The following is a 23,124-nucleotide window of genomic DNA, read 5'->3' on the forward strand; positions in this document are numbered from 1 at the left end:
CGGGTTCCCCTTTTTTGATCACATCACTATCACTGTGCGGACTTACTGCTCCAGCGTGACCATATCGCCCTTGAAGGCGGCTTCCGTCACGACATTACCGGCATGGCACTCATAGCGCTGGCTGTCCGGATTGGCACGCTGCTCGTAATAGCTGGTGATATTAACGATGGCATTGGCACCGACCTGCCGGGCGCGATCCTGCAGTGCCAGAAGCGACTGAAGTGCGGCCAGACGGCAGGATTCGGCATCGGTGCGCAGGGCAGCACGCACCTTATTGGCACTATAGAAGCCGCCGCGGCGTGTCTGAATGGCTGGGTGCTGCTGGTCGGCAAAATAGAGCCGGATCGAGGGATCGAGCTTTTCCTGCGCTTCGGGCTGAGTCATGACCTCGGCCAGTGGCTGCATCAGAAAGGTGTTACGTGCCTGTGCAGGGCCTGCCGTGGCCAGCATGATCAGGGCGCCCGTCATGGCGGCGGCCATGGAGACTTTAAAGGGCAGGTGGAAGGTCATCGAACGTCCTCCGGGAGGTATCAAAAAGGCAGGGTGCACAATGTAGCCTTTCACACACGTTTGCGAAAGACCGCAGCGCGGGCCTCAACCTGAAAGTGGTTTGCGAAAGGCCTGAAAACAGTGCTGGTTTCGCGGCAGCGCCACGACCCGGTGTGCGTCAAGTCCTGGCACCCTGACAGGCTCAAGCTGTGCAAGCGCCGGGATATCCTCGGGGCCGACCCGGTTATAGGGCGGCTGATCGTTCCACCCCAGAAGCAGCAGCCCTCCCGGGCGCAGACAGTCTACGCAGGCGGCAAAGGCCTGCTCGACGTCGGCCTGTTCATTGAGGCCCCAGCCCAGTACCCCATTGCACAAAATGGCGTCGAGACCCTCATGAGGGATATGATCATTCAGCGTTGTCAGATTGCCCACGATATGGCTGTCACCGCCAAAGGGGCGTTTGGCGGCGTCCAGATCGATGGTCGTGACCTCGGCGTCGCCCAGCAGTGACGGATAGTGATGGGTATACCAGCCGCAACCCACCATCAGAACGCGCCGAATGCTCCTGTCACTGGCGATGGCCGGCAGGATGCGGTTCTCAAACATGATGCGATCACGGTAAGGATAGCGCAGCCGCACACCGTAGTGATCCAGCGTGCGAAGGGTCGTGGCGGTCCAGCCATACAGCGCTGCCTTGAACGTCATGCGTCATCCTTTTCGTTATTGTCGTTATCCTTTACAAAACACGTGACGGCGTCGATCTGCCTGATGCCGGCCTGAAAAAGCGCAATCAGAACAGTCCGCCGTTGACAGCAATCACCTGGCGGGTCACGTAGCTGCTGTCGTCGGAGCATAAGAAGCTGATGACACCCGCGACCTCCTCGGCTTCCCCCATGCGCTGCATGGGCACGACCTTTTTGATGTCCACATCGATATTGTCGGTCATGTCGGTATTGACCCATCCGGGGGCAATACAGTTCACCGTGATGTTTCGTTTGGCCAGTTCCAGCGCCAGTGACTTGCTGGCCGCAATCAGTCCACCCTTGGCAGCGCCATAGTTGACCTGCCCACGATTGCCGATCACGCCGGCGGCGGAGGAGAGCACCACGATGCGTCCGGGCTTTCGACGCTGAATCATGGGCATGACCAGCGGCCTGAGCACGTTATAGAACCCGCCCAGATCGACATTGAGCACGCTGTCCCACTGTTCATCAGACATGCCGGGAAAGGGGGCGTCCTGATGAAAACCGGCATTGAGCACCACGCCATGGTAGGCCCCGTGCTCGGCGATATCGGCCTCAAGGCATGCGCGGGCCTCGTCGCGTGCGCCGACATCGAACTGCAATAGCCGCGCCTTTTGACCCATGAAGGTAATCTCGTCCGCCACGGCGCGTGCCTGCGCCTCGCTGTGGCGGTAGTGCACGACGATATCAAAGCCGTCGCGGGCCAGTCGCAGGGCGGCCGCCCGGCCGATGCCGCGACTGGCGCCGGTAATCAGGATGGTCTGTGACATGTCATTTTCCGATCGCGTGGTAGGGAATCGTCATTGGGCGTAGTGGTTGAGAATGATCGTGGGCAACAGGTTGCAGGCCCCGGGGAATCGCCGGCATTACCCGGCGGTCGTCTGCAAAACGCTCAGCGTCGCCCTGGCCAGCCAGCCATGCTCGGGATTTTCGCCGGGTCGGTAGAGCACACCATCAAAGGTGCCCAGACCGCTGTCGGCGAGGGTGTCCACGCTGACCCTGACTTCCAGCGGCTGATCAAATGTCAGGTGGTCAACCCGGGCCTCGAAGCGTCGAGCGCCCAGCAACATGCCTTGGCGGGGCGTACCGCCTTCGCGGGGCTGCAGGGTCGACCAGGCCGCCGAGGCCTGCGCCATCCACTCCAGCGCCACCTGCACCGGAATGCCCCGGGTGTCGGCAAAAAGATCCTCGGGTGACGGGGTCACGGCCACCACGATGTGTCGGTCATTGGCATCGATCACGTGATCGAGCAGACACATCGGCCCCTGGTGCGGGACCAGGGAGGCCACGGGAGGCCACGTTGACGGTCCGGAATATGCGTCATGCATCGCTGCGCTCCAGCACCAGCACGGCATTGTTGCCGCCAAAGGCAAAGGCGTTGGAGAGCGCCACGCGCGGCTGTCCGGCGCTGTCTTCGCTCACCAGCGACAGCGGCATCAGTGTCTCGTCAAGCGGCTGGTCATGAACATGGCGCGGCAGAAAACCGTGTTCCAGCGCCAGCCAGCAAAAGGCGGCTTCAAGCGCGCCGGCGGCACCCAGCGTGTGGCCGGTCAGCGCCTTGGTCGAGCTGGCCGGGGGCTGGCGATCGCCAAACACGTCATGAAGGGCCAGCGCCTCCATTGCATCGTTGTGCGTGGTCGCGGTGCCATGCAGGTTGAGGTAGTCGATATCATTGGGCGCTCGACCGGCCATGTCGAGCGCCTGGCGGATGGCCGTGATGGCGCCCTGACCGTCCGGCGCCGGGGCCGAAATGTGATAGGCGTCCGAGCTTTCTCCGTAGCCGGTCAGCTGAATGCCGCCGGCCTCGCGGGTCACGATAAACAGGGCGGCGGCTTCACCGATGTTGATACCACGCCGCTCGGCAGTAAACGGCTGACACGGCGTATCGCTGATCGCTCCCAACGCGTCAAAGCCATGCGCGGTCAGGTGGCACAGGGTGTCGGCGCCGCCGGCAATCACGGCATCTGCCTGCCCGGAGAGCAAAAGGCGCCGTGCCGCACTCAGCGCTCGGGCACCGGAGCTGCAGGCCGTGGAAATGGTCCATGCCGGCCCCGACAGCCCCAGATGGGCGCGAATGAAATGGGCCGGCGCGCCGAGTTCCTGATGGGCGTAGCGATAGTGCTCGTCAAACTCGTTGCCGGGCCCGGTGCGGGCAATGGCCGCCTCGGTTTCCGAGATGCCCGAGGTGCTGGTACCCATGACCACGGCGATGCGATGCGGCGCATGATGTGCCAGCGTCTCCTCCAGCTGCGGCCCCAGTGCCTCCAGTGCCGTGGCGATGAGCCGGTTGTTGCGACTGGCATGCTCGAAAGGCCAGGCATCAGACGAGACCAGCGGGACCGTGACATCCCCCAGCGCCAGCATTCGTCCGGGCGTATAGCGCTCGCTGCCGGTCAGCCCGCGCTGCCCTTTGGCGAGCGCGTCAATGATGGTGCCGTGGTTGTCCCCGAGACTGCAGATCACGGCAGGCGCGGAGAGTCGACAGTAAGCGGGCGTCATGGGGTCTCTCCGGCGCTATTGTCATGACCAAAGGGGGTGATGACCATGCGATAGCCGATCTGGAAATCGGTCAGCACGTCATGGGCCTGCTCAAGAGGATGATCGATGGTGTCGATGCGGGCGACCAGCGTGTCACCGTCGAGAATCTCGCGCACTCGACCATGCTCAAAACGCTGGTCCTGCACCTGCCATGTACTGCCCTGGAAGGCCGCCTGCAGGTCGGTTTCGGGGCGCAGACTCCACTCCAGGCGCTGGGCAAACCATTGGGCCGGGAAGGGGGGCCTGTCCATGATCGACTGGGTGTAGCGGGCGCCCTGGTCGTCGCGTACCAGGGTGAAAAGCCGCTGGCCGGTGGGGGTGGCGATGACCACGCGCAGCCCTTCATCGGAGAGACGAATCACCGACAGCAGTGTCTGCTCGGGGCGTGTCTCGTCAAAGGGGGTGATGGTCAGCCTGCGCTTGAGCGTCTGTGCCTCGCCCTGCCAGCCGGGCGCCGCCTGGGGGGCCATGGCCGGCACGCTACAGCCGGTCATCAGGGTCAGCATCAACAAAAGCGCGCACGGCCACAGGTGCCGGGTCAGAAGAGGCAGTGGCAGAAAGGGCAGTGCTGTCATGCGGCGTGTCCACACAGTTGGGCCAGCGTGTCGAGGTATCGACGCGGCTGGCTGACAAAGGGGTTGTCGTTATCCCAGGCGTAGCCTGCCAGGACGGCGCTGATCATGCGCCTTAAATAGGCCGGTGGCTCGGGATGAAAGATGATGGCCGGCAGTCGGCCATCGTACCAGGCCTCCACGAAGGCGCGAAAGGTATCGATGCCGTGGCGCAGCGGGCGTTCAAAATCCCCCTGCCAGTCCACGTCACGGCCTTCAAGCTGTGCCCTGACCAGCGGCGCGGCCAGACAGGCCGAACGTACCGCAATGGTCACACCCGAAGAAAAGATAGGGTCGAGAAACTCGCCGGCATTGCCAAGAATGGCGTAGCCCGGGCCGGTGAGGGTGGTGACGTTGCGGCTGTAGCCACCAAGTGCCGCGATGGGGCGGTGAGGCGTTTCGGCATCGAGCCAGCCGTCCAGCTCGTTAAAGGCCGTGAAGCAGGCCTGAAAGCCCTGCGCCTCATCCGTGGCCGGGCCGGTCAGGCGCGCCAGCTCATCAGGTGCGCCGACAAAGCCGGTCGAGGCGCGATCGTTGGCAAAGGGAATGACCCAGTACCAGACACTGGCCTGCGGATGCAGCCCGATCTGAATCTTGGTGCGATCAAAGTCATGCGACCGGCAGGCGTCCGGCTTGAGTGACAGATGGGTGAACAGCGCCTGGCGCTGTGTCAGATGGGTCTCTTCCAGCGTGCCCTCCAGGCGGGCCAGCACCTGGGCCAGACCGCTGGCATCCAGCACGAAGCGGGCCTTGAGTCGCCAGTGGGAGCCCTGCTCGTTCCGGATGGTCAATACCGGCGTTATAGGGTGGCGCTCGAAGGCCGTGACCCGCTGACCAAAATGCACCTCGGCACCGCGATCGCAGGCGGCCTCGATCAGGCGCTGATCAAAGTCGGCACGCTCGACCTGCCATGCCTGTCCCGTGCCTTCGCTCGACTTGTCCTGAAAGTCGATATCCACCCGCTGATCGCCACGGACAAAACGGGCGCCGTTTTTCATCTGATAGCCGGCCCTGTCGATCACGTCGGCCAGCCCTGCGTGCTTAAGGTCCATCAGGCACTGTGGCAAAAGACTCTCGCCGATGGAGAAGCGCGGAAAATGCGCCGCCTCGAGCACAAGGACGCGATGGCCGGCCTCGGCCAGCAGGGCGGCCGCCACGGCGCCGGCGGGCCCGGCGCCGATAATGGCCACATCGGTTTCCCTTTCAGGCATGTCGGCCTCAGGGGCGCGGGACATGGAAGTTGTCATGGCGTTATCCGTGGTCATGGGTATTGTCATGATGTGCCGGCTGATCCTTTGGAACGCGCCGCTGCACCAGCGCCGTGAGCAGCCAGACGCTGGCCAGCCCGATCAGGGTGGTCATGCCGATATGATGCAACACCGGCGTGGCACTGAAGGCCAGCAGGCCAAAGGCCAGAAGGCTTGAGATGATCGACAGTGTGATCGCAAGCCAGGCATGATGCGCTCTGGGATGTTCCTGCATGAAGATGCCGGCGTCCAGCCCGATGCCCAGCACCAGCAACAGCGCCAGCTGATGAAACAGATTCAGCGGTACGCCCAGCAGGGCGTACAGCGTGAGTACGGTCAAAATGGCGCCGCCGGCCGGGGCGATGACGCGCCAGGTGCGCCACCGGTAGCGCAGGGCCAGCATCAGGGTCAGCACGACAAGTGCGCCTGCCACCCATTGTGCGATCTGGCGGCGCAGCTTGCCCAGCACATTGCTGATCTGCTCGACGCGGTCGACCAGTTCGATGTGTTCATCGCTGCGCGCCAGGCTTTCCAGCTGCTGATGCGCGTGGTCATCGATGCCGCCGTTGAGGGTGACCATGCCGGCCACCTGACCCTTGTCGATGTTGCCAAGCCACAGGCGTTGATCACTTTCGCCAAGCGGGCTTGTCAGCCAGTGATCCAGCGTCAGCGGCGGGGATTGTGTCAGCGTCTCCAGCGCGCGCTCGTAAAGCGCCGGCGGTAGCCCTGCCGAGGCATACATCTGATCGAGCTGCTGCTGATACAGTCGGCGGGTCCGTTCAAGATTGGCACGCTGCCGGGCACTGGAGGGGACGTGATCGGCCAGACTGGTGTGACCACCCAGATGACCGTCCTTCACCAGCCCATCCAGCATGGGGTCGAGTGATTCGACCCGACCGAGAAAGCCTTCGTTGTCATGAGCGGTGATCAGTAGATAAACGGTACCGGTATCCCGCCCGAGCTCACGCTGGATCAGCGCCTCATCGCCCAGAAGCTGCTGTGACGAGGTATTGAGCAGCCGCAGACTGTCATCGCCTTGCAGACGCACACCGGCAATGGCAACGGCGATCAGAGCCAGCACCAGCGCCAGGCGCGGCCCGAGCCGGCCGCGAAGGCGGTCGAGCACCCGCCAGAGGCGTTCGGCCAGTTGCCGGGTGCTGGGCGTGGTGCGCACGCGCGTCATGGGTAGCCACAGCACGACCGTCAGCCAGGCCCCAAGCAGGCCGCAGCCAGCAAATATCGCCATCTGACGAAGTCCCGGCATGGGCGTGAAGGCCTGGACAACGTAGGCCATGACGCTGGTCACCAGCCCGAGCGCCAGACCCGGCAGCATGTGGCGCAGTCGAAAATTCCGGCCGGCAAGGGCGCGGGCGCACTGAAGATGCAGGGCATAATCGATGGCCACCCCGATCAGGCTGCTGCCAAAGGCAATGGTCAGCAGATGAATGCCCTCAAACCACCAGAGCGTGATGGCCAGGGCAAACACCCCCCCCGTGACCAGCGGCAGCAGCAGGGTGGCGATCGTGACCGGTGAGCGAAACACCACCAGCAGGATGAGCAGGACGCCGATCAACGAGCCCAGCCCGATGGTGCTGATCTCGCTTCGGGCCTGATGCGCGCCATCGGCGGCGTGAAAGACCATGCCGGAGCGCCATAGATGTGCTTTGGGGTGCGCCTTCTGAAACTGTGCAATGGCTCCGGTCAGACGGTCCTGCAGCCCCGTATCCCAGGCACTGCCTGCAAGCTCCCCGGTCATGACGACCAGTGCCTTGCCATCCACCTCGAGAGTGACCAGATCCCCCCGGGTATCAAAACGGGTAGAGAGCTGACTGTCGAGCCAGCGGTTGAGCAGTCCGAAAGGGTCGCGTACCGGGTGCTGGTCGATACCGGTGGGCATGACCAGAGACGCCAGCGCCTGACGGCGTAGCTCGCTGATATCCCCTCCGTCGATGGTGGCGCGCAGATGGTCATCCAGCAGGCGATAGCGCGACGGCCCCAGCACTTCCAGCAGACTGTCGAGCTGGTAGTCGCCCGGACGATAGCGCACCTCGCTGACCGCCCCGGCACGCTGTAGCGCCTGTGCCAGTTCCGCCGCGGCCTCGCCGGGTTGTTCGGCGTCCAGCAGCAGTACGAAGCGGTGGGTAAAAGGGGCGCCGAGCTGCTCGTTGGCGCGATCGACACCGGGAGACTGGTGCGTGTCGGGCAGCAGCGCCGTAATGCGCGTATCAAGGCTTGTGCCACGCAGCAGCTGCCAGCCACTGAATATCAGACAGGCCGTCAGTACCAGACCCCATAAAAGCGCCGGCAGGCGAGAGGTGCGCGTCATGGTCAGGGGGCCTGTTGCGAGGAAGCCGCGGCGGTGCCGGCGCCTTCTTCGGGGGGCAGCAGATGAATGTTGAGCCGGTCGCCATCGGCCATGGCCATGTTGATCCGCTCAAGGCGTGCATCGCCCCGCATATCGATATTGTGAAGATAGTTCGCCAGCCCCTGCTGGCGCGGGACCAGCGTGGCATGCCATGCCTTTTCATCGCCCTCGAGGGTGATATCAAAGCGATCGGCCAGCGCCGAGAACCGGCCGTTGAGCAGTTGCATGATCAGGGTCGCCACGCCTGCCGGATCATCGTCGATGCGCTCGCCGTTGCGCTGAATGCCCGCATCGGAAAGCTCCATGGTCTCTTCGACCGGTGATTCCAGCGCCCAGATCACACGATCGCCCTGCTCGAAGCGGTAGTGACCGCGACCGTCAATGCGGGTGTCCAGGTCGGCCAGATATCGAGTCTGCTCAAAGCGCCCGGCCACGTCGCCCTGGGCGGTCAGATGGTCTGCCAGGGTCTCAAGGCTCATGGCGTGCGCCGGCAGGGCCATGAGCCACAGGGGAAGGGTCACCATGAGAAGGGGCAGTGATCGTAAACGCGTGCGACAAGACATGTAATGTCAGCTCCTGGGCCGGCAGGACAGCGGGTGTCCATGGTTTAACGGGGTGGGCGTGCGTTTTGCTTTTCGGACTGCCAGAACGGGTAAAAGTTGAACCACTGTAGCGGATAACGGCAGCAGAAATGCTCCAGGCGCGTGACAAAGTGCGCCATGGTGTTGTCCATCCACACACTGCGCTCCCGGCGCGAGAGCCCGGTGGCATCGCCCAGGGATTCAAAGTGCACATGGTGTGTCTGCCCCTGGCGGGCGCAGACCAGCAGATACAGCGGGCAGTGCAACAGCATGGCAAGCCAGAAGGCGCCCTCGGGGAAGGGCGCCGGGCGGCCGAGAAAATCGATCCAGCGGCGTCGGGCGCCGGCCTCGATGGGCTCGCGATCGGCGGCGATGACCACAAAGCCACCCTCGGCCACGCGAGCCTGAAGGCGCTGGGCCGTGGCGGGTCCCATGTCGCTGACCTCGATGATCTCCACTGACAGGGGGCGGTCGATATCATTGAACAGGGAGTTGAATCGCTGGGCGTGATGGGTGTGCATGACCACGCTCATTTTCAGGTCGCGCCGCAGCCGCCCCAGCGCCTGACAGATCTCGTGGCTGCCCAGATGCGTGACCACGATGATGCCACCCTGGCCGGCATCGATGGCGGCCCTCAGGGTCTCGCGCTGCTCGATCTGGATGGACTCGGGGGCAATACGACCGTAAAGCGCCAGCACCTTGTCCAGAATGGCCGTACCAAAGGTCGTGAAGTGACGCACGGTGGTCAGGCGCGGCAGGAAGACCGAGGGGCAAAAGGCCTTCAGTTGCTTCTGGTACTCCTTTGAGGCGCGTCGGGCAATCGGGCGGCGCCACCAGTAGTAGAGTCCGACCAGAAACAGGACGCCCTGATAGGCGCGCGCCCCGAAACGGTCATAAATGGCCAGCATCAATTGAATGCCCCTGAGTGAGCCGGACTCACTGATGGCCGACCAGTGGCGCGGCGCGCGCTTGCGTTGCGGTGATGTCATGAAGGGCTCTTGTGTCGTTCGTCGCGGCGGTGCCGAGCACGTCCGAGTATCAGCTTCGGCAGGCGTATCAGCATGCCCAGCGTCAGACGCAGGTGCATGCGTGCCATCAGGACATTGTCCCGAAACAGGCGAAAGTGAGAGACGCCGTCGGTGGGATAGGTGACCCGCACCGGCAGATTGTCGACCGGGTGACCGGCCCAGAACCAGCGCACCAGCACCTCGGTATCAAACTCCATGCGGTTGCCACAGCCATGACGCGTCAGCAGGGCATTGACCGTGTCCAGCGGATAAAGACGCACGCCACACATGGTATCGCGCAGCGTGGTGGACAGCGTATTGCACCAGACCCAGACGTGCGTGATGTAGCGGCTGATAAAGCGGTGCAGCGGTACGCTGTGATCAAAGCGCGGATAGCCGATCAAAAGCCGCTCGGGGGTTTGCCTTGCCGCCTCGATAAAGGGCGGCAGGCTTGATTGATCATGCTGGCCATCGGCGTCGACCTGAAGCGCATGGGTAAACCCGAGCGTTTGAGCATGGGCAAGGCCGTGACGAACGGCGTAGCCCTTGCCGCGGTTGCGCGGCAGGCGCAGCAGGTGCACATCACTGGCCTGTGCCAGGTGATCGAGCACACTGGCGCAGCCCGCATCGCTGCCGTCATCGACGAGCACGATGGGCAGGTTCAGGGCGCTGAGGCCCTCACAGGTCGCCACGATGGCGTGTTCGTGGTTATACACCGGCACCAGCACGCAGGGCGAAAACGCTGCGCTGTTCTGGACGTGATTCATGAAGACTCCCCGTGGTCGGGCATCGGGTCGACACCGAGCAGGCGCATTTGCAGATGCTGGCCCCGATGGGAGGCCACGGTGATGTTCAGATCGCCACGCTGTCGGCTCAGCGTCATGACCGCGCGATCCCCGGGCAACAGCGGTGCGGGAAAGCGTAACCGGCGCATGTCGCGCCATTGATCCTGCTCGCCAAAAAGACGCTCGGCCTGCTGACGTGCCCAGTGGATCAGGGCAATGCCCGGCACGATCGGTCGTCCGGGGAAGTGACCCTCAAGTGCTGCCAGACGCTCCGGGATTTCCAGTGCGATCCGGTGTTGATCGGGCGTTGCGGACTCAAGATCCAGCCAGCGCGGCTGGCGCCGGTCATCCAGGTCATCAAAGAGATGACGCGCCATGGCACGGGTCAGCTTGCCCTGAGCGTTGACCGGGAAGCGGTGCACAAAACGCCAGAAACGCGGCAGCACCACCGGCTCAAAGGCGCGGGCCAGATGCTGCCGCAAATCGCTGATGAGTGCTCTTCGCGTGTCATGATCATGGGCAATGCTGTCGGATGCCATGGCCACGACGGCCCCGATGCGCCCACCCGAGTGATCGATGGTCAGACAGCGGGCGTCCAGGACGCCGGGGAAGTCCTTGATATGATGGGCCAGACCTTCCAGCGAGACGCGCTTGCCGGCCACCTTGACGATGCGGTCCGCACGTCCGTGCAGGGTGAAACGCACAGGATGATCACTGACAAGGCGAATGTGATCGGCCTGCTCGTGCCACTGTTCGGGCTCGGGCAGGCGCCTTGATCGAAGCAGCGTGCGCTCGCCGTCACAGTGCAGCATGACGTCGTCAAGCGCCTGCCAGGCGGTATCCTGACAGGGCCGTCGCCAGGCAATGGCGCCGCTTTCCGAGCTGCCATAGATCTCGATGAGCTCGCTGCCCATTAGCGCCTCGGCCTGCACGGCGGCTTCATGGGGCAGTGGCGCGGCGGCACTGAAAATGCGACCGGGCGCACGGTTCGGCATGCCAGTCGTGCTCTCGGGTAGTCGGGAAAGCTGAGGCGGCGAGCTGATCAGGGCGCTGACCGGCACGTTCATGAGCCACTCGGCCAGCGTTTCGGGCCAGGTCACGATCTCGAGCCCGAAGGGGTGAGAGGTCGCCAGCGCGCGCAACAGTCCGGCGGTCAGTCCCCAGGTGTGCTGATGGCTGACCTGGCTGATGACGACCCCTCCCGTGAGCGGCCAGTGTCGCTCGAAGGCGGCCACTTCGGCCTCGAGCTGGCCCAGGGTGCGAAAGATGGGGGCCGGCTCCCCGCTGGAACCGGAGGTGAAAAGCACCACGGCCTCCTGTTCAGGGGGCAGGTCGGGCTCGGGCATCACGTCCGAGACGGGCGGCGGTGGCGCCCAGGCTTGCGGAAATTCGCCCAGCAGGACCAGATCACGCTGGCGCAGATGATTAACGGTTTCGGGCAGATTGTCACCCGGCAGCCACACCCGATGGCCGGCATGCCAGAGGCCCAGCAGGGCCGCCGTAAACCGCCACGGATCGCTGTCATAAAGCGCCACGTCCCGACCGGTCGGCAGGCGTGTATTGGCCCAGCCCCTGATGGCCCTGATCAGCTCGCTGCGGGTGCGCCTCTTCTGTCCCGAAAGGGCCACGATGTCGCCGGCCTCTCCTGAAAGCCAGGGGCAGCGGGTCAGCGACGGTTCGCCATATCGAGGCTGATTCATGCGTGCACCACCCTGCGTCGAACGCGCCGGCGCACCAGCCACTCACCCATCATCAAAAGCGCCGCCAGCAGGTAGCTGATGGCGCCGGTCCAGGTCTGCCATACATGTAGCGGCGCCCATAGCGCCAGTGCCAGCGCAACGACGGCATTGAGGCTCATGAAAATGCCCCACACCCAGGTGACCCTGCGGGTATAGCGCACGCCCTCGGGAGGGAGATCGGGCTCTGACAGGCGCGCAAAACGCTCGATCAGGGGGGTGGCGCGCAGGCTGCCCAGAAAGATCAGTGCCAGCGAGGCATTGATCATGACCGGGTAAAGTCGGATGCCCAGTTCAGCCTGCCCCCCGAACAACAGCGCCAGCAGTACCAGCAGCACCATGGCCCAGCGGGTACGATGTTCGCCGGCCAGCCACTGGGCGCCTGCCAGAAGCACAAAAGTGATCAACAGGGCATGGATGCCCCAGAGGGGGAGAACGATCCACAGGGCCGCTGGAAACAGCACCATCGAGAGGGGTGACGACCAGTGACGTGTTCCGGGGCGACCGGCTGGCATGGCTTCCATTACAAACCTCAGTCGCTGCGGCGCTCGGCCACCAGGGCGCTGAGCTGCCTTAAACTTGCAAAATGTTCGCGGTTTTCCTCGGCGTCGCTGTCAAGGCGAATGCCGTAACGCTTTTGCAGCGCCAGTCCCAGCTCCAGCGCATCAATGGAATCCAGACCCAGCCCGTCACCAAACAAGGGCGCTTCGGGTTCGATGTCGTCGGCCGTAATATCTTCAAGCTCCAGCGCTTCGATGATCATGTTGGCGACATCGCGTTCGAGTTCGGTCAATGAGGTATTGGCCATATGGTGTTCTCCGGAATCCTTGTTGTCGTCTCCGGGCAGACGAGTACGCCGCTGGAGCGCCGTCTGCCCGCCTGTTCGGGCGGCATATGATGCCAGAACCGGATATCCTTTGGGGCGCTATCCGGTATGTGGTGTTGCCATTTCCGTGGTGGCCTGCCAGCAAAGAGCTGGGGTGCGCGTGATCAGATCCCTCCGCCCCATCAGCCAGTCGGCCAGCAGCGGCGGTGTCACGGTTTGCCCCCTGCTCTCGGCGTTATCGACCGATCGAGCCTGTAAACGCACGGCATCCAGCGCCGGTGTCAGCGACAGCTCCATCAGCATGGCGGAAGGAGCCTGTGGGGCCTGAGTCTGGATGCGATAGCGGTCGGGGACCGGTGAGTCGGTCAGGATCAACATGATGCTTTCATGTCCCTCGGCCAGATAGCCCCGGGCTTCGCTTAAAAGCGCCTCGAACTCTTCTCCGGCGGCAGCCAGCGCGGCCATCGAAGCGTGATTGCCAAAGGCGATCGAGTAGACACCCAGCACGGCATTATGCACCGACAGACCGAATCGGGCGGGCGAGAGCGGCTCACCCTCGAACAGCGTGTCGAGCATGTCCAGCGGTCGGTGGCCGTCACCGTGGCGCGAGGCATGGAGTACGGGCATGGCTGCCCGCTCATGGGCGCCCATGTCGCCGAGCAGCGTACAAACGGCGCGGCCCAGCGGCGTCAGGCGGCGTCGCAGCAGGGCCGGTACACTCGACGCTGCCGGCTTTTCATCGGTGATGACACACGCAGACGTGCCTTCGCCGGCGCGCTCGGGAAGCCAGGCACGCCAGCGGTGGAGGTAGAGCGTAGGTAGTGCTGTGTCAGCATGGGATAAGCAGTCCATGCGAGCCTCCCTAAAAGTGACATCTGATTGTAAGCGGCAGGCGTGGTTTCATAAACCACGAGTATGACAAACGTGACAGACGCACGTGGTGAGGGCTTCCGGATGGTGATCGCCACAATGGCATGGCAGCGTCTGTTCAAAACAGGTGTGATGGCACCCTGATTCAGGCCTTGTAAGGCTTTATACGGAGTTTTGAATGGCGCTTTCTACAGACGATCGCAATCGCCGACGCTTCATGCGTCGTGCACTGGCCCTGCTGCCTGTTGCCGGCATGGCGGGGGCATTGGCAACCCCGGAGCGTGCGCAGGCCAGCGAGTCACGAGAGCGATCCGAAGCGCTCGACATGACCGCCCGCAATAATGTTATTTACTGGGGTGCCGATCCGACAGGCAAGCGCGACAGCTCGGCGGCATTCGTGCGCGCGGCGCGCTCCAGCGTCGTTAACAGTCTTTATGTGCCACCCGGGCGCTACGCGATCGGTCAAACGGTCGATCTCAAGGGCAAGAATCTCATCGGGCCCGGTCGGCAGCGTTTCAGAAACGAGGGCAATGCCCTGTTGATGCCGTTTCACTCGCTGGGCGATGGCGTCATGTTCACCGGTCACGGCCCGGTCGTGCGGGATCTCAACTTTTCCAGCGGACACAAGGGCCGCTGGAAAGGCACCTTTATCGACAGCACCGGTTACAACACGGTGATTGAAAACGTCCATTTCTCTTCTGCCGACATCGCCATCCGGGTGCGAGAGATCATGGTCAACTATAGCCTGCTGCGCTGCACCTTTATCGGTGTGAGCGTCGGCGTGCAGGTGGATGATGAAAAGGGCAGCAATTCCACCACGGCGCGTTTTATCGGCAACGAGTTCAACTACGCCGATAACGGCATCATCTTCAAAAAGAATGTCTATGGTGCGACCTTTCAGGACAATATCTTCGAGGCCCTGAAAGGCGATGCCATTCGCGCCCGCCTGATCTATCGCTCGAGTTTTATCGGCAACTGGTGGGAGGGCCGCAACGGCGGCGAAGCGCCCTGGCCCTGCGTGCGCACCACTGAAAGCCAGCAGTTCATGAACTGTTTTGCTTCGTCCAATACCTGTGTTTACGGCTGGACCAACGTCTTCAAGGACGGCTCGCACAGCGGCAGCATGGGCGGTGTATCGCTGGATGGTGGTGAGATCGTCATTCGCAATTCAACCGGCAACGCGCTGCGTCTGTCGCCGGACTCAATGCGCGCCGAGGCGGACGCATGGAAACCGGCCACACCGCTGGTGATTCAGTCGAGTCACTCCGCCAGGACCCGCCAGACCAACCCGATCGTCTTTCGCCATAGCGGCCCCGAGGGCGCGGTAGTGTTTGACACCGACCGTGAGACCGGCAGCAAGGGTGTATGGGATGGCAGTCTGCGCTTCGCCTCGCAGGTCGATGGTGACGATAATGTGTTGTACGACGACTACCGTGTGAACCGTGGTCGCCCCGGCATGATTGGCAAGACGTCACTGGTGGACAAAAAGGGGAAGGTGCGTCATGCCCTGACCGGCATTCCCCAGTTCGTCAAATGGCGCAAGGGCGGTGACGGGCCGGGCTGCGATTTCTTCAGTCGCTGCGAGGCCGTCGACAAGGGGCAGGTCGAATTTTCCTTCCCCGATGGCGAAGTGGAACTGCGTGACCCGATCATAACCGTCACGGTAGATGATGCCGGCATTGTCCATGACGGCATCGAGTACCTGTCGGCCTATTCGGGTTCGGTAAAGTATCAGGCCTGGAAGGGTTTTCGGATCCGCTTTGTCGATCGCGAGAGCGGGCAGCCGGCCCTGCCTGAAAGCTTTAACCTCTCGATCTTCTACCCCGGCTGAGTGTGAGGCCTGGCCGGCGACATTAAACGCTTTCACCCACCGGTGCCGGTCGGGGCTGGTCGCGGCGCTCGGGCAGGGCGTTCGGGCGCAGGCGTCGCGACAGCACATCCACTGCCATGTTGATCACGGCCGTTACCATCAACAGGGCAACGGCCTGATCAAACATCAGGTACTCAAAGCTTGAGTCGATGTGAAAGCCCAGCGTGACCACCCCCAGCATTCCCAAAAGCGCTGTCTCGCGCATGATGACCTCGGCGCGATAGAACAACAGCGCCAGAATGCCAGGGTAGATGCGGGGCAGCAGCTCGTGGCTATAAAGATTGACCCCCCGAATGCCGGGAAGTCCCGGTATTACCTCATCGGCATGACGCGCCGCCAGAAAGGCAATCAGGGCACCATTGTGCAGCGAAAGCGCTATCCACGCCGGCAGCAATGACGGGCCGGTCAGCAGCAGCAGAATAAAGGCCAGCAGCAATTCCGGTGTTGAGCGCATGACAATCAGTGCGCCGCGCCCCAGAGTGCGCGTACCGCGGTTGCCGAAATGGCGACTGACCAGCGGCCATGCCAGCAGACAGACCAGCAGGGAGCCCACGGTACTCATCAGGCCCAGCAAAAGGGTATTGCCAATGGCGGGCAGCAGGTCCGGTAACTGTCCGAACCACTGCGGCAGTGCGGCAAAATCGCCTTCCAGCAGCGGCTGCGGCCAGATGTCATGGCTCACGAACTGCCATAAAAGCGTCGGATTAACGCTGGGCCAGGGCCCCAGCAAAAACGCCGTGCCCACCAGCCAGGGCACCAGCAGGCGACGATGGGCCCACCAGGGCAGCAGAGCGATCAGCAGATAAAAGGCCCACAGAAGAGCACCGCCTTCGTGATAACGTCCCTGACGAAAGGCACTTTCCAGGTAGTACCCAAGCGTTGGAAGCCCCACAAAGCCCAGCAGCACGCTGGCGCGCAGGGCGCATTCAAAACGATAGCGGGTGTAACCGGATAGTCGCTGCCAGGCCAGCGGCAGTTCGGTATAGACAAAGCGTGACAACCGATCGGTTCCGGGCGACAACGTTCGTGCCGGGCTGCGATCGATCTGGGTCAGAATTTCGGCGTAGACCTTGGCAAACGTCGCGGCATAGGGCAGGGCGATGGCGGCCAGCGCCGTTATGGCGGAGAGCCCGAAGACCTGGAGAAACAGCAGCGCCCAGAAAAGTTCATGGATGGCACGCACAAAGGCGCACAGGGTGCGTACCAGCCGGGAGCGCATGAAGATCAGCGCCAGCGGAAACCCGAGCACGATGCCCAGCATCACGCCCCACAGGGCAAAGGCAATGGTCAACAGCAACGCCCGCAGAGGCGATTCGGTGGCCGTGATATCCGGCAGGATCATCCCCTGAAGCATGCGCCCCAGTTCCTTCCACGGATAACGGGTCGTGATCGATAGATCCGCCAGCGGCAGCAGTATCAGGGTGATGGCCAGCATGATCAGGGTCAGGCGCAAAAGCCTTGCGCCGACATTGTCGCCACGCAGCCAGCTGAACCAGCCGGGGCGCGCGTCAGTCCGTGACATAGAGCACGTCAAGGTCGTCGGAAGTCAGCTCATTGGCAGGCGCATCGATGATGATGCGTCCCTCGTCCAGCCCAATGATGCGATCAAAGTGCGCCAGTGCCAGTTCACGCTGATGCAGGGCCACCACATAGGTCTGGTGGCGTGCGTTGATCAGCTCAAGCAGTCGAACGCCCTGGCGCGGGTCGACGCTGGCAACCGGTTCATCCCCGATAAAGACCGGGCGGTCCTGATACAGCGCCCGTGCAATGGCGACACGCTGTTGCTGGCCGCCGGAAAGCTGGTCGACCTGACGTCGCAACAGCCCGTCCAGCCCCAGTGTATCGGCAAGCGCACTGATCTCCCGCCAGCAGGTCCGGTCGGGGCGCAGCAGATTGAGCAAATTTTGCCAGCGCGAAAAATGGGCCAGGCGCCCCATGTAGATGTTGTGATAGGCCGAAAGCGTGGGCACCAGCGCATTGGCCTGTGGACACCAGGCGCCCTGGTCACCGAGTCGAATGCGCAGGGCATCGAGCAGGGTCGATTTACCCACGCCGCTGCGTCCCAGCAGGGCGATGCGATCGCCCTGCAAGATACGCAGTGTCAGGTCGGGAAAGACAACGTGATCGTCATGGCTCAGACAGGCATGATCAAACCCTGCAATCACGCCAGAGGCGTCTGGTCCGACAGTGGCGGTTTCCAGCATGGGCTTATCGCAGCAGTCCCAGCGCCTGACCGACCTTCTCGATGGGCGCATAGTCCTCATTGGAGGCCGGGATGAATCCTTCACGCGGAAAGCTTGCCAGCAGGTCGGGGTCGGTCATGTCCAGCAGGGCCTTTTGAACGTGCTGTGTCGTATCGGCACCGTAGTGATCATCGACATCGCCGCGAATGGTCCACTGATAATCCGGATAGGCCGGCGTTGACCAGATGACGTGCACCTTGTCGGTATCCACTCGGCCATCGGCCACGGCGGCGTCCCAGACGGTGTAATTGAGCGCGCCAATGTCAAAGGCCCCTGACTCGACCAGCGCCATGGTGCGGGTATGATCGCCCGAGTACCCGACGCGGGAGAACACCTTCTCCGGAGCCTCGTCAAAACGCTCGCGCAGATAGTAGTCGGGCATCAGACGGCCGGATGTGGAGGTCTTGGCGCCAAAGGTAAAGGTCTTGCCCTTGACCGCCTCCGACAGCTCGGACTGATCGGCCTTTAGGTCCGTATCGGCATTGGCAATGAAATAGGTCTTGAAGTCGGCGTCTTCCTTGCCCTGAGCTATCGCTTTCGAACCGGGCACGATCTGGCGCGCCTGAACGCCGGTCAGTCCGCCAAACCAGGCCAGCTGGACCTGATCGTTACGAAAGGCGCTGACAGCGGCGGCGTAGGATTTGACCGGCACGTACTCGACATCCAGCCCCGTTTTTTCGGACAGATAATCCGCCACCTTGTCAAAACGCTCCACCAGCCTTGCTTCATCCTCGTCGGGAATGGCCGTAAAGCGGAAGGTATCGGCGAATGCCGTGGTGCTGAGCATGACAAGCGAAAGGGCAACGAGCCTGCGCATCGGGGAAACTCCTCAGAAGCGTCGAGTGGGGTTGGGCGTGCATGCTAGCATGCTCTGATGCCTATATACGTTGTCGCTGATGTTTTTATGGGTTCCTTCCAATGCCCCACTGATCAACGACAGGCATAAAAAAACCCCCTCTCACGAGAAAGGGGGGGAACACGCAAGCACCGAAGTATCAGTTACCGATGTCTTTCAGCGGCTTGCCACTCATCAGGTTCTTTTCGATCTTTTCAAGCGAGATGCCCTTGGTTTCCGGGATCAGCAGCAGGGTGAAGATGATAAAGACCACGTTGAGAACCGACAGGATGCCAAACGTCATGGCGCCTCCAATGGCGGCAATCATGACCGGGAAGAACTGACCAATGGCAAAGTTGCCGACCCAGTTGGCCACCGTTGAGCAGCTCAGGCCAAAATCACGACCGTTGAGCGGCTGGATTTCGGCACACAGGGTCCAGATCAGCGGGCCGGCCGACATGGCAAAACCGGCCACGAAGATCAAAAGCGACGCCATGCCGGTGTACTGCAGGAAGGTCGTGGTCGGGCCGATGACCAGAATCGAGGCCAGAACGGCCATGCTGGCGGCCATGACGGCAAACCCGGCATAAAGGATGGGCTTGCGACCCAGACGGTCAACAAAGCCGATGGCAATGAAGGTGGCCAGCACGTTGACCAGACCGGTGGCAACCGTACTCCAGAGCTGAGCGGCCGTACCCTCAAAGCCCGACATCTGGAAGATCTGCGGGGCGAAATACATGATGGCGTTCATGCCGGTGAACTGCTGTACCAGCTGCAGGCAGATGCCCAGCATGACCGAGCGGCGGAAGTTGGGGTTCTCCTTGAACATCTGGAAGCCGCGGCTTTTCTGTTCGGCATTGATGCTCTCCTCGATTTCGCCCATCTCGTAATCGATTTCGGTCTTGCTGCTGCGCAGCTTGGTCAGGACTCCCCTGGCCTCTTCAAACCGGTCTTGCGAGGCCAGCCAGCGCGGACTGTTGGGGACCATGAGCACGCCGATGAACAGCATTGCGGCCGGAATCATCAAAACGCCGAACATCCAGCGCCAGCTTTCGATATAGCTGAAGGCCAGATTCGACATGAAGGCGGCCAGAATACCGACCGTGACCATCAGCTGATAAAAGGAGATGGTGGTGCCGCGGATGCGCTCGGGGGCTACCTCGGAAAGATACAGCGGTGCCGTAAAAGAGGCCACGCCTACGGCCAGTCCCAGCAGGATACGGGCAATGATCAGAACGTTCGGGCTGGTGGACATGACCGCGACCAGTGCGCCGATAAAAAACAAAAGCGAGCTGTACATCAATGCCTTTTTACGACCAAAGCGCTGTGATATAGCGCCGGCACCCAGGGCACCCAGCGCGGCACCGACCATCATGGAGCTAACGATCCAGCCTTCCATCAGGGTGGAGACATGAAACTCCTTGACGATAAAGGGCAGGGCGCCGGAGATGACACCAATGTCCATACCGAACAGCAGACCGGCAAGGGCGGCCAGACCGCAACTCAGCCATACCATGGGCACAATATCGGCGTTTTTGACGGCGTCCGGTTTCGCCTGATCATAATTTGCAGCGCTTGAGCTGCTCCCTGAGTGACCTACCATGTCATTTTTCCTTGTACCGCCAGGTTGAAAGGGCGTTGCTTAATCGTGTCAGCCATAAACTACCAGCGCCGCTGCCTGTGTACTGCGCCATTATGGGCATTTTCTGTTACGTGCAGAGAACGGAGGACAATGAAAGAAATGCCTTTCATGAGCCCGTGAGAAATGGTCAGCGATCGACAGTTGATGGCATCTTGAATCATGCGCACCATAATAAAGTTGTTAAGGTACGATAAGGCCAGCGATTATCGTTGTTTGTTAGACCAAAGGCTTATGACTCGTCCGCGAGCGGCATGGTCTTCACGATCAATGCGTTCCAAAAATGTCATCCCCAAGGTAAAAGAGTGCTGATATCATTGGATCTTCATGCAGCCTCGATGCCGCCGAACTATCCTGCCAAATGATGCATGGCCAGGGTTTTGCGCAACCGCGTCCGTGCAAACGGTCTGCCAGCCATGTCAGATGTACTGGTTCGACAGTGTCTACACCCTCAAGGGCAGACGAAGGGGCTGCTACCTGCTGCCCTGATGGAAGCGAAGCCATGTGTTGCGAGGATGATGTCCTGATGTCTAACGTTGTCGGAAATCTACCAAACCGGGAAGGGAGCACGGCATGAGTGTGAATGACGACAACAGTACTGCTGTCGATCTGGCGCTTTTCGGCGCGCTGGGTGATCTGGCCCTGCGCAAGCTGTACGTTGCGCTCTATCATCTGGATCGCGAATCGTTGATGGCGCCCGAGACCCGAATTTTGGGTCTGGCCCGTCAGGAATACGATAATGATGCCTTTCGTGCGCGCGTGCGCGACGCACTGGAAACGCGTGTGCGCGCCGATGAGCGCACCGAGGAGAGCATGAATCGGTTTCTGGCGCGGCTGGACTATATCGAAATCGAGTTTGCTTCTCCCGAGAGCTACAACCAGATTGCCCAGTGGCACGGCAACAGTCCGCGACCGCTGACCATCTATCTGTCGGTGCCGGCCCGTCTGTATGGCGAGATCTGCGCCAACCTGTCGACGAGTGGCTGCCTGGACGACGAGTCTCGTGTGGTGGTCGAAAAGCCGATCGGCTACTCGCTTCAAAGCTCCGAGGAAATCAACGACGCCATCGGCGCCGTCTTCGATGAGAGCCGGATCTATCGCATCGACCACTACCTGGGCAAGGAAACGGTCCAGAATCTGCTGGCCCTGCGCTTTGCCAACCCGCTGTTTGGCAGTCAGTGGAACCAGAGCCATATCTCGCACGTCGAGATCACCGTGGCAGAAACGGTCGGCATCGAGGGGCGCTGGGGCTATTTCGATCAGGCCGGTCAGCTGCGTGACATGGTCCAGAACCATTTGATGCAGCTTTTGTGCATGATCGCCATGGATCCGCCTTCCAATCTGGATGCCGACAGCATTCGCGATGAGAAGGTCAAGGTGCTCAAGGCCCTTCGCCCGTTTGAAGGCGAGCGGCTGGATACCGATGTGGTGAGAGGGCAATACATTGCCGGTACCATTGCCGGCAAATCGGTGCCGGGCTATCTCGAGGAAGAGGGCGCCAATGTTGATTCGCGCACCGAAACCTTTGTGGCCTTCAAGACCGAGATCCAGAACTGGCGCTGGGCGGGCGTGCCCTTCTATCTGCGCACCGGCAAGCGCATGCCGGAAAAACTCTCGCAGATCGTGATTCACTTTCGTCCGCAGTCGCATTATATCTTTGATAACGATCAGCGCAGCATGGCGGCCAACAAGCTCATCATTCGGCTGCAGCCCGATGAGGGCATTGCCCTGCAGGTGCTGACCAAGGACAGCGGGCTGGACAAGGGCATGCGCCTGCGTACCGGGCCATTGCATCTGGATTTCCATCAGGCCTTCCCTTCGGCGCGTATTCCCGATGCCTATGAACGCCTGCTGCTGGAAGTCATGAAGGGTCAGCAGTATCTCTTTGTGCGTCGTGACGAGATCGAGTACTCCTGGCGCTGGATTGATCAGTTGATCAAGGGCTGGGAAGCGCGTGACATCATGCCCAAGCGCTATCCGGCAGGTTCGTGGGGGCCGGTTTCCTCCATCGGAATGATCACTCAGGACGGACGTAGCTGGTATGAAGACTATTGATTATGAAAACGACTGACGCAGACGCACGCACTCGAGTGGCCCATGACCTGGCGGTCAGTGTGGCCGGTGCCCTCGGGGAAGATCTCGAGCAGCAGGAGCGGGTAACGCTGGTGCTTTCCGGGGGGAGTACGCCCAGGCCGTTCATGCAGGCGCTGAGCCGGATGCCGCTGCCATGGTCCAGAGTGGATATCACCCTGGCCGATGAGCGCTGGGTGGCGACCGATCACGAGGACAGCAATGATCGCTTCGTGCGGACGCACATGTTGATCAATGCTGCCGCCGAGGCGCGTTTTCATCCGCTCGTTAACGATGCGCCAACGCCTGAAGAGGGGGCGGAAGAGGTCGGTCAGCGCCTCACCGCGCTGACCTGGCCTGCCAGTGTCGTGGTGCTGGGCATGGGAGGCGATGGCCATACAGCATCGCTGTTCCCGGACAGCGCAGAACTTGGTAACGGGCTCGAAAGTGAGGCGCTGGTCATCGCGGCTCATGCGCCAAGCGTTGAACAACCCCGCATCTCCCTGACACGCGATCGCCTCATGCGCTCGCATCGTCGCTATCTGCATCTCGGCGGTGCCGATAAAAAAGCCGTGCTGGCGCGTGCCATGGCAGGCAGCGATCAACATGAATTGCCGATCCGGGCTTTTCTTGATGCGCCGCTGGCACTTTACTGGGCACCGTGACACG

At 61.8% G+C, this 23,124-nt stretch carries 22 protein-coding genes; 3 read left to right on the forward strand and 19 right to left on the reverse strand.

Annotated features, from left to right (window positions below; all coding sequences use genetic code 11):
- Positions 1-42: 42 nt before the first annotated feature.
- The 15 genes from Q0931_RS01520 to Q0931_RS01590 all read right to left on the reverse strand — a co-directional run bounded on the left by Q0931_RS01520 (position 43) and on the right by Q0931_RS01590 (position 13,780).
- Entirely contained in the window at positions 43-510 is a 468-nt protein-coding gene (locus tag Q0931_RS01520; protein WP_299256559.1) for an excinuclease ATPase subunit, read from the reverse strand.
- 84 nt (positions 511-594) lie between these two features.
- Positions 595-1,194, reverse strand: coding sequence for a class I SAM-dependent methyltransferase (locus Q0931_RS01525; protein WP_299256561.1), 600 nt, complete (start codon positions 1,192-1,194; stop codon positions 595-597).
- Between the two features lie 85 nt (positions 1,195-1,279).
- The gene (fabG, locus tag Q0931_RS01530; RefSeq protein ID WP_299256563.1) at positions 1,280-2,002 is read right to left on the reverse strand and encodes a 3-oxoacyl-ACP reductase FabG; all 723 of its coding nucleotides are present in this window, start codon (positions 2,000-2,002) and stop codon (positions 1,280-1,282) included.
- Between the two features lie 96 nt (positions 2,003-2,098).
- Positions 2,099-2,521 (reverse strand): hypothetical protein, encoded by a 423-nt coding sequence (locus tag Q0931_RS01535; RefSeq protein WP_299256565.1) that lies wholly within the window; start codon positions 2,519-2,521, stop codon positions 2,099-2,101.
- A gap of 31 nt (positions 2,522-2,552) precedes the next feature.
- Entirely contained in the window at positions 2,553-3,731 is a 1,179-nt protein-coding gene (locus Q0931_RS01540; RefSeq protein ID WP_299256567.1) for a beta-ketoacyl-ACP synthase, read from the reverse strand.
- On the reverse strand, positions 3,728-4,345 hold the full coding sequence (locus Q0931_RS01545; RefSeq protein ID WP_299256569.1) for a DUF3261 domain-containing protein: 618 nt from the start codon (positions 4,343-4,345) through the stop codon (positions 3,728-3,730). Before Q0931_RS01545 ends, Q0931_RS01540 begins: the two co-directional genes overlap by 4 nt.
- Positions 4,342-5,658, reverse strand: a complete 1,317-nt coding sequence (locus Q0931_RS01550; RefSeq protein WP_299256571.1) for a tryptophan 7-halogenase — start codon at positions 5,656-5,658, stop codon at positions 4,342-4,344. The genes Q0931_RS01545 and Q0931_RS01550 overlap by 4 nt, the downstream gene beginning before the upstream one ends.
- On the reverse strand, positions 5,633-7,954 hold the full coding sequence (locus tag Q0931_RS01555; protein WP_299256573.1) for an MMPL family transporter: 2,322 nt from the start codon (positions 7,952-7,954) through the stop codon (positions 5,633-5,635). The genes Q0931_RS01550 and Q0931_RS01555 overlap by 26 nt, the downstream gene beginning before the upstream one ends.
- 2 nt (positions 7,955-7,956) lie before the next feature.
- Entirely contained in the window at positions 7,957-8,517 is a 561-nt protein-coding gene (locus Q0931_RS01560) for an outer membrane lipoprotein carrier protein LolA (RefSeq protein ID WP_299256575.1), read from the reverse strand.
- A gap of 83 nt (positions 8,518-8,600) precedes the next feature.
- Positions 8,601-9,563 carry a glycosyl transferase gene (locus Q0931_RS01565; RefSeq protein WP_299256577.1) on the reverse strand — a complete coding sequence of 321 codons (963 nt, stop codon included), beginning with the start codon at positions 9,561-9,563 and terminating at the stop codon, positions 8,601-8,603.
- Positions 9,560-10,348 carry a glycosyltransferase family 2 protein gene (locus Q0931_RS01570; RefSeq protein WP_299256579.1) on the reverse strand — a complete coding sequence of 263 codons (789 nt, stop codon included), beginning with the start codon at positions 10,346-10,348 and terminating at the stop codon, positions 9,560-9,562. The genes Q0931_RS01565 and Q0931_RS01570 overlap by 4 nt, the downstream gene beginning before the upstream one ends.
- On the reverse strand, positions 10,345-12,066 hold the full coding sequence (locus Q0931_RS01575; RefSeq protein WP_299256581.1) for an AMP-binding protein: 1,722 nt from the start codon (positions 12,064-12,066) through the stop codon (positions 10,345-10,347). Before Q0931_RS01575 ends, Q0931_RS01570 begins: the two co-directional genes overlap by 4 nt.
- On the reverse strand, positions 12,063-12,626 hold the full coding sequence (locus Q0931_RS01580) for a hypothetical protein (protein WP_299256583.1): 564 nt from the start codon (positions 12,624-12,626) through the stop codon (positions 12,063-12,065). Before Q0931_RS01580 ends, Q0931_RS01575 begins: the two co-directional genes overlap by 4 nt.
- An 8-nt stretch (positions 12,627-12,634) precedes the next feature.
- Positions 12,635-12,910: a phosphopantetheine-binding protein gene (locus Q0931_RS01585; RefSeq protein WP_243409211.1), complete on the reverse strand. Its 276-nt coding sequence runs from the start codon at positions 12,908-12,910 to the stop codon at positions 12,635-12,637.
- Positions 12,911-13,027: 117 nt separating this feature from the next.
- A complete protein-coding gene (locus Q0931_RS01590; RefSeq protein WP_299256585.1) occupies positions 13,028-13,780 on the reverse strand; it encodes a beta-ketoacyl synthase chain length factor in 753 nt (250 codons plus the stop codon).
- A gap of 196 nt (positions 13,781-13,976) precedes the next feature.
- Between Q0931_RS01590 and Q0931_RS01595 the strand changes: the two genes are divergently transcribed.
- The gene (locus tag Q0931_RS01595; protein ID WP_299256587.1) at positions 13,977-15,629 is read left to right on the forward strand and encodes a hypothetical protein; all 1,653 of its coding nucleotides are present in this window, start codon (positions 13,977-13,979) and stop codon (positions 15,627-15,629) included.
- A gap of 22 nt (positions 15,630-15,651) precedes the next feature.
- On the opposite strand, the gene Q0931_RS01600 is transcribed toward Q0931_RS01595, so the two are convergent.
- The 4 genes from Q0931_RS01600 to Q0931_RS01615 all read right to left on the reverse strand — a co-directional run bounded on the left by Q0931_RS01600 (position 15,652) and on the right by Q0931_RS01615 (position 20,349).
- The gene (locus tag Q0931_RS01600; protein ID WP_299256588.1) at positions 15,652-17,190 is read right to left on the reverse strand and encodes an ABC transporter permease; all 1,539 of its coding nucleotides are present in this window, start codon (positions 17,188-17,190) and stop codon (positions 15,652-15,654) included.
- Positions 17,177-17,872 (reverse strand): ATP-binding cassette domain-containing protein, encoded by a 696-nt coding sequence (locus Q0931_RS01605; RefSeq protein ID WP_299256591.1) that lies wholly within the window; start codon positions 17,870-17,872, stop codon positions 17,177-17,179. Before Q0931_RS01605 ends, Q0931_RS01600 begins: the two co-directional genes overlap by 14 nt.
- A 4-nt stretch (positions 17,873-17,876) precedes the next feature.
- Entirely contained in the window at positions 17,877-18,728 is an 852-nt protein-coding gene (locus tag Q0931_RS01610; RefSeq protein WP_299256593.1) for a putative selenate ABC transporter substrate-binding protein, read from the reverse strand.
- Between the two features lie 178 nt (positions 18,729-18,906).
- On the reverse strand, positions 18,907-20,349 hold the full coding sequence (locus tag Q0931_RS01615) for a sugar porter family MFS transporter (RefSeq protein ID WP_299256595.1): 1,443 nt from the start codon (positions 20,347-20,349) through the stop codon (positions 18,907-18,909).
- A 609-nt stretch (positions 20,350-20,958) separates the two neighbouring features.
- Between Q0931_RS01615 and zwf the strand changes: the two genes are divergently transcribed.
- Entirely contained in the window at positions 20,959-22,440 is a 1,482-nt protein-coding gene (gene zwf, locus Q0931_RS01620; RefSeq protein ID WP_299256597.1) for a glucose-6-phosphate dehydrogenase, read from the forward strand.
- A 2-nt stretch (positions 22,441-22,442) separates the two neighbouring features.
- Entirely contained in the window at positions 22,443-23,120 is a 678-nt protein-coding gene (pgl, locus tag Q0931_RS01625) for a 6-phosphogluconolactonase (protein ID WP_299256599.1), read from the forward strand.
- Positions 23,121-23,124 lie beyond the last annotated feature (4 nt).

It is taken from the genome of uncultured Kushneria sp., assembly GCF_947497025.1.
Taxonomy (GTDB): Bacteria; Pseudomonadota; Gammaproteobacteria; order Pseudomonadales; family Halomonadaceae; genus Kushneria.